The sequence below is a fragment of the Corynebacterium sp. HMSC036D03 genome, from assembly GCF_001836185.1.
GTDB classification, from domain to species: domain Bacteria; phylum Actinomycetota; class Actinomycetes; order Mycobacteriales; family Mycobacteriaceae; genus Corynebacterium; species Corynebacterium simulans.
This window is the reverse complement of record NZ_KV827749.1, coordinates 392,546-398,778: the sequence shown is the minus strand read 5'-3', so window position 1 is coordinate 398,778 and position 6,233 is coordinate 392,546. Positions and strand designations below refer to the sequence as shown.

Sequence of the window (6,233 nt, the reverse complement as noted above, 5' to 3'; positions counted from 1 at the left end):
GCACAATCACAATCAACCACACAATGCAGAAAAAGTACATCGGCACACTATTGAGTTCTCAGACATCATTCGCATTAGTTCAACAACATTTAACCTGCTGTTTCTCTAAGCGACTGGAGTTCATACTTTAGCTAACAAGTCGATATCTTGTCAACCAAGAGTTAATCTCTCCGCCGACCGCTTGTCGCGGCGACTTCGATAAATATACGCACGCCCCTAAAGGTTGACAAATCGCCAGGTCAAACACGAAAACCGCCCACCTTAGGTGGACGGTTCTCACGACTTGTCGCGCTAGAAGCCTTTAAACCAGGCGTGCGCCCGCAAAGTTCTTCTTGCCGCGACGTAGGACGAGCCAGGTGCCATGCAGTAGGTCCTCTGCTGCAGGCTCCCAGTCATCCGATTCAATGCGCTGGTTGTTGACGTAAGCGCCACCTTCCTTAATGGTGCGGCGTGCAGCGCCCTTGGAATCAGCCAGACCAGAAGCCACCAGAAGGTCAACGATGGTCCGCGGCTCGCCTTCCGTAATCTCAGCGACTGTGGTTTCAGACAACGCACCCGCCAGGGTCTTTTCATCCAGTTCTTTAAGCTCCGCCTTACCGAAGAGTGCCTGGGCAGCAAGCTCGACTGCCTTGGTTGCCTCTTCACCATGAACCATGTTGGTCATCTCCTGAGCCAGGCGACGCTGCGCAGCGCGCTTGTATGGCTCTTCCGCCACGGCCTTCTCGTACTCCGCGATTTCTTCCTGAGTCAGGAAGGTGAACCAACGCAGGTAGTCAATGACGACAGAGTCGCCAGCGTTAAGGAAGTACTGGTACCAGGAGTAAGCAGAGGTCTTTTCAGGATCCAGCCACAACTTGCCGCCGCCGGTGGACTTACCGAACTTCTGCCCCTGGGCGTCGGTAACCAGCGGAACGGTGAGCGCATGGACCTTAGCGTTATCCATGCGACGGTTCAGATCGACACCAGAGACAATGTTGCCCCACTGATCGCCGCCGCCGATCTGGAGCACGCAATCGTACTCACGGTGCAGGTGCACGTAGTCGTTGGACTGCAGCAGCATGTAGGAGAACTCGGTGTAGGAGATACCGTCAGATTCCAGGCGGCGCTTGACGGTGTCGCGGTCAAGCATGGTGTTCAGCGAGAAGTTCTTTCCGATATCACGCAGGAAGTCGATAACGGAAAGGTTCATGGTCCAATCAGCGTTGTTAACCATGATGGCGGCGTTTTCGCCCTCAAAATCCACAAAGCGACGCAGCTGCTTCTGGATTGCCTGCAGGTTCTGCTCGATGACGTCCATGCTGAGCATGGAACGCTCGCCCACATCGCGTGGGTCACCAATAGTGCCGGTCGCACCACCAGCAACGGTGATCGGGCGGTGGCCAAATTCCTGGAAGCGGCGCAGCATAATCATCGGCACTAGGTGCCCTGCGTGGAGGGAATCCCCCGTCGGGTCGAAACCGCAGTACAGGGTAATCGGCTTTTCGCACTCTTCGCGCAGTGCGTCGAGGTCGGTGGACTGGTTGATGAGGCCGCGCCAAGACAGCTCGTCAATAATGTTCATAAAGGTCTTCCTAATTTCTTCCTAGATTCGAGGTGCAGAAAAGTTTGTTAGGCCTCTGCTTGTGCAGGCCATGCTTTTGCGTGATCAGCTAGCATCACTGGGATGTCGTCCTCGATGGGATAGGCAATGCCGAGACGCTCATTGACCAGAACCTGTGCATCCTCGTTATAGGTCAGCGGCCCTTTATCTTGGGGGCAGACCAAAATCTCTAGAAGTTGTGGATCAAGACTCATGGCGTTAATCCTACACTCGGCGCTTCGGCCGGCGGCTCCAACCCAGCGATGCGAAATGCACAAGCGAAAAGCCGGCCGTCTTCACTCCCTGAAGATGACCGGCTCCACTGGCTTAAGCTTCTGGGATCACCGAAGCCTGTGCCCATTTCTTAAATTCCGCGGCAATCTCGTCAACGCGTTCACGCTGTTCAGCGACCCGCATACCTGCGGTTCCACCCTTGGTAGAACGCGAGGCCACCGCACCATCGATGGTGAGTACGTCACGCACTGCAGGGAGCAAGCGCTTATCGACGCCGGCGAGCTCCTCATCGCTGAGGTCCACCAGGTCCACTCCCCTTGCCTCGGCAATCTGAACGCACGCGCCCGAAGCCTCATGTGCCTCGCGGAACGGAACGCCTTGGCGAACCATCCACTCGGCGAGGTCCGTTGCCAGAGTGAATCCACGTGGGGCAAGCTCACGCATGCGGTCTTCGTGGAATTCCAAGGTAGAAACCAGGCCGGTCATGGCTGGCAGCAGCAGATTGAGCTGCGCCACCGAGTCAACAATCGGCTCTTTATCCTCTTGCAGGTCACGGTTATAGGCCAAAGGCTGTGCCTTCAGTGTGGCCAGCAATCCGGAAAGGTTGCCAATGAGGCGGCCCGTCTTACCACGGGTTAGCTCCGCAACATCGGGATTCTTCTTCTGCGGCATGATGGAAGAACCGGTCGACCAAGCATCATCCAGGGTGACGTAACCGTATTCCGGAGTGCACCAATAGATGATTTCTTCCGCCAGGCGAGACATATCGACCGCGATCTGTGCCAAGACGAAAGCTGCCTCCGAGGCAAAGTCACGCGATGAGGTTCCGTCCAGAGAGTTCTCCGCAGCAGAATCGAAGCCCAGCTCCGTAGCTATTGCCTCTGGGTCGAGGTGCAGCGAAGAACCCGCAAGCGCGCCAGAGCCATAAGGCGATACAGCAAGGCGCTTGTCCAGATCCTTTAAGCGATCGACGTCGCGAAGCAAAGGTTGCGCGTGCGCCAGCAGCTGGTGTGCCAACAAGATCGGCTGCGCTGCCTGCGAGTGAGTCTTACCCGGCATGATTGCCTCCGGGTGCGCTGCTGCCTGCTGAGACAAAGCATCCACCAGGTCAGTGACCTGCAGAGCAATATCGCGAATGGCATCGCGGACCCACATGCGAAACAGGGTTGCTACCTGGTCGTTGCGGGAACGACCCGCGCGCAGGCGGCCGCCGACCTCAGGCCCGACGATGTCGATAAGCCCGCGCTCCATCGCACCGTGGACGTCCTCGTCGGTGGGCAACGGGCGAAACTCGCCGGAGGCTACCTTCTCCCCCAGCTGTGTCAGGCCATCGAGCATGGTCTGCAGGTCGGCGTCGGAAAGCAGGCCTGCTTTGTGCAGCACCTTGGCGTGTGCCTTGGAAGCCAGGACATCATATGGCGCCAAGACCCAGTCGAAGTGAGTAGATACGGACAGGGCAAACATTGCCTCGGACGGGCCGCCGGTAAAGCGGCCGCCCCACAATGCGCCCTCGTTAGTCTTATGCATTATTTCTTTCCGGTTGGGAAGCCGCCGTCGCGGTCACGCTGGTTGGAGATCTGGGTGGACAAGCCGTGCAGCTGGACAAAGCCCTTGGCCGCGGACTGATCGAAGGCGTCGCCAGTGTCATAGGTGGCCAAGTCGAAGGAGTACAGAGACTCACCCGAGCGGCGACCATTGACAGTTGCGGTGCCGGCGTGGAGAACCATGCGGATATCGCCGGTGACGTTCTCCTGGGAGGACTCGATGAAGGCGTCCAGGGAACGCTTCAGCGGCGAGTACCAGAGGCCGTCGTAGACCTCTTCGCTCCAGCGAGCGTCGGTCAGGCGCTTATAACGTGCGAGCTCACGCTCGACGGTGACATCCTCCAGCGCCTCGTGAGCCTTGATGAGCACCATGGCACCCGGGGCCTCGTAGACCTCGCGGGACTTGATGCCCACGAGCCGGTCCTCAACCATGTCGAGACGGCCGACGCCTTGTGCACCCGCGCGGCGATTGAGCTCTTCGATTGCTTCCAGAACGGTCACCGGCTTGCCGTCGATGGCGACGGGCTTGCCTTTTTCAAAGGAAATGATGACCTCATCGGGGGCGTTACCCAATGCCGGATCCTCGGTGTAGGCGTAAAGATCCTTTGTTGGCGGATTCCACAGATCCTCCAAAAAGCCGGTTTCTACCGCGCGGCCCCACACGTTTTGGTCAATAGAAAATGGCGAGGATGCGGACTGCTCAATCGGCAGGTTGATCTCCTCTGCGAAGGCGATTGCCTTGTCACGAGTCCAGGCGTAGTCACGCGCTGGCGCGATGATCTCTAGCGAAGGATCGAGTGCGCGGAAGGAAACCTCGAAGCGGACCTGATCGTTACCTTTACCTGTGCAACCGTGGGAAACATGTGTTCCGCCGTGCTCCTGCGCAGCTTTCACGAGGTGTTTGGTGATAAGCGGGCGGGAAATCGCAGAAACGAGCGGGTACTGCTTCATGTACATGCCGTTAGCCTTGATGGTAGGCAGGCAGTACTCTTCTGCGAATTCATCCTTAGCGTCAATGACGATGGACTCGACCGCGCCGCAATCGAGGGCGCGTTGGCGTACCGACTCCATATCCTCGCCACCCTGGCCAAGGTCAAGAGAGACAGCAACAACGTCGCCGCCGGTCATCTTAGCCAGGTAAGGGATCGCCACGGACGTATCCAGTCCGCCGGAATAAGCCAGTACAACACGTGCGCTCATAATCATTCTCCTTTGGTTATCTTCGAGCTATCGTTAATATTATACAATAGAACGTATAAAACCTAGACGTCGCGTGCTGTGAGCTTCTTCGCAAGTTCCTCGCCGGTGGTCGACTCGCGCGCGAGGACGAAAATAGTGTCATCACCAGCAATGCAGCCGACTACATCGCTCAAACCAACGCGGTCAATAAAGGAGGCCAAATACTGCGCAGCGCCGGCTGGAGTGCGCAGCATGGCGATGTTTCCTGAATGATCATGCGAGACAACAAGTTCGTCGAGCATGCGGCGCAGCTTCTCGCGGGGTCCGTTAAGCTGGTCTTCGAATTGCTCCAGCTCTCCGCCGACCATATAGAAGGAACGCCCGCCACCGCGCTTTACTTTCTTCGCGCCGAGCTCGTCAAGATCGCGCGAAAGGGTTGCCTGGGTAATGTCGATTCCCTCATCAAGCAGCAGCTCAGAAAGCTGCACCTGGCTGGTGACACGGGTGCGATCCAGAATTTCCAGGATCTTGGCTTGGCGCGCATTGCGCGTGGTCGGCGTCGTTGTCATCGCTAAAGAATTCTCCTTAAAACTCATGCCGGCAATCCGATATCCTCAAATGCGCTAAGTCTTAGTGCATTAAATTCGCTTTCAAGCATAAACCTTCAGCGTGAAGGATTCCGGAATTGTCCCGGCGGGAGCCATTAATTCTGCGTACGCTCGAAAGTTGCGCGGATATAGCTTGCGGACTCAGCCAACTTCTGGGTCTCCCATTCATCGAGCTTGGGGGCCAAGCGCTTTTCGACACCGCCGCGGCCGACAACCGATGGCATGGAAAGCGCAACATCGTCGATGCCGTATTCCCCCTCCAGCATGGAGCAGACCGGATGAACCGCCTTCTCATCCAGCATGATCGTTCGCGCAATCGCTACCGCGGAACGTGCCACACCAGCGTCGGTCCAGCCCTTTGCATTGAAGACGTCGTAGGCCGCGCCGACGACGGTTTCTTTGAGCTCTTCCTTACCTGGTAGCGAGCCCTGGTGGAGCTCTTCGAGTTCTTCCCAGCCCAAGCCCTGGACGTTCATTTTCGACAGCACTGGGAAGGCCGTCATGCCATGTTCACCCATCATGTAACCGGTGACAGACTTTGGATCGATACCGAGCTCGCGCCCTATAGCCCAGCGCAGACGCGCTGAATCGAGCATGGTGCCGGTACCAAAGAGTAGCTCGCGCGGGTAGTCGAACTCGCGGTGCGCAAGGGTAACCATTGCGTCCAGAGGATTGGTGATAAACAGGATGACCGCTTCACTCGTATGGGCAGTGATGCCTTCCATAACGTTGCGAACAACGTGGCCGGAAGAAACTGCCAACTCGGCACGGTCAGGAGCAGAACCCGGATTGTCCGGGTCCGGCTGCATGGACGCACCGGCAGAGACGATAATGAGGTCAGCATCAGCGCAGTCCGCGTAGGTACCGGCGTGGACGTGGATATGGTCAACGCCAGGCACGCCGGTGGATTGATCATGGTCCAGCGCCTCACCGTGTGCCACCTTATCGTTGACATCGATTGCGGCGATATCCGCGAAAAGGCCAGACTCCATGGCATAAGCAAGGACCGAGGATCCAACGTGACCCAGGCCAATACAAACAAGCTTTGTGGTGTTTAGGTTCTTCATATTCCCGAGCATAAACCTCACG

At 57.3% G+C, this 6,233-nt stretch carries 6 protein-coding genes; all 6 read right to left on the bottom strand.

Going from position 1 to position 6,233, the window contains the following annotated elements; all coding sequences use genetic code 11:
• Nucleotides 1-301 precede the first annotated feature (301 nt).
• The 6 genes from tyrS to HMPREF2692_RS11495 all read right to left on the bottom strand — a co-directional run bounded on the left by tyrS (nucleotide 302) and on the right by HMPREF2692_RS11495 (nucleotide 6,211).
• A complete protein-coding gene (tyrS, locus tag HMPREF2692_RS11520) occupies nucleotides 302-1,561 on the bottom strand; it encodes a tyrosine--tRNA ligase (protein ID WP_070456699.1) in 1,260 nt (419 codons plus the stop codon).
• A 47-nt stretch (nucleotides 1,562-1,608) separates the two neighbouring features.
• Nucleotides 1,609-1,794: a Trm112 family protein gene (locus HMPREF2692_RS11515; protein WP_061922621.1), complete on the bottom strand. Its 186-nt coding sequence runs from the start codon at nucleotides 1,792-1,794 to the stop codon at nucleotides 1,609-1,611.
• A 112-nt stretch (nucleotides 1,795-1,906) separates the two neighbouring features.
• Complete coding sequence (gene argH, locus HMPREF2692_RS11510; RefSeq protein WP_061922624.1) at nucleotides 1,907-3,340, bottom strand: argininosuccinate lyase; 1,434 nt, start codon at nucleotides 3,338-3,340, stop codon at nucleotides 1,907-1,909.
• Nucleotides 3,340-4,557, bottom strand: a complete 1,218-nt coding sequence (locus HMPREF2692_RS11505) for an argininosuccinate synthase (RefSeq protein WP_061922627.1) — start codon at nucleotides 4,555-4,557, stop codon at nucleotides 3,340-3,342. The genes argH and HMPREF2692_RS11505 overlap by 1 nt, the downstream gene beginning before the upstream one ends.
• Before the next feature lie 62 nt (nucleotides 4,558-4,619).
• A complete protein-coding gene (locus tag HMPREF2692_RS11500; protein ID WP_256374959.1) occupies nucleotides 4,620-5,132 on the bottom strand; it encodes an arginine repressor in 513 nt (170 codons plus the stop codon).
• Between the two features lie 107 nt (nucleotides 5,133-5,239).
• Nucleotides 5,240-6,211 (bottom strand): lactate/malate family dehydrogenase, encoded by a 972-nt coding sequence (locus tag HMPREF2692_RS11495; protein WP_141761327.1) that lies wholly within the window; start codon nucleotides 6,209-6,211, stop codon nucleotides 5,240-5,242.
• Nucleotides 6,212-6,233: the final 22 nt, after the last annotated feature.